We start from the raw sequence: 603 nt of genomic DNA on the forward strand, positions 1-603 counted from the left end.
CCGCCACACTGACCTTCGAAAAGGCCGGCGCCGTCAGCGTCGATTTTGCTGTCGAAGGCATGGGCGGTGGCGCCATGGACGATCACGCCAATTGACCGCGCCAGTTCGACAAATTTTGAAAATCCGAGGGACCATCATGAACAAATATCTTTTGTCGGCCGGCGCACTTCTCGCGCTCGGAACCAGCGCCGCCTTCGCGCACATCACGTTCGAAACCCAGGAGGCGGCGGTCGGCTCGACCTACAAGGCCGTTTTGCGGGTGCCGCATGGCTGCGACGGCAAGGCGACCGCCGTGCGCGTGCAGATTCCGGAAGGGGTGATCGCGGTGAAGCCGATGCCGAAGCCCGGCTGGACGCTGCAGACCAAGAAGGGCAAGTACGACAAATCCTACCAGCTCTATGGTCAGGCGATTACTGACGGGGTCAAGGAGGTCGATTGGAGCGGCGGCAGCCTGCCCGATGAATTCTATGACGAGTTCGTCTTCCGCGCGACGCTGACGGCGGATCTCCCCGTCGGTCAAAAACTCTATTTCCCGGTGGTGCAGGAATGCGACGGTGCAGCCGATCGCTGGATCGAGATTCCAGCGGCGGGGCAGGATGAAGA

General features: G+C 61.4%; 1 protein-coding gene. It reads left to right on the top strand.

The window, feature by feature from the left end:
* Positions 1-136 precede the first annotated feature (136 nt).
* A partial coding sequence (locus tag EN943_RS37325; RefSeq protein ID WP_127416637.1) for a YcnI family protein occupies positions 137-603 on the top strand: 467 nt, incomplete at its 3' end.

The sequence above is a fragment of the Mesorhizobium sp. M7A.F.Ca.US.006.01.1.1 genome (genome assembly GCF_003997935.1).
In the GTDB taxonomy this organism is placed as follows: Bacteria; Pseudomonadota; Alphaproteobacteria; order Rhizobiales; family Rhizobiaceae; genus Mesorhizobium.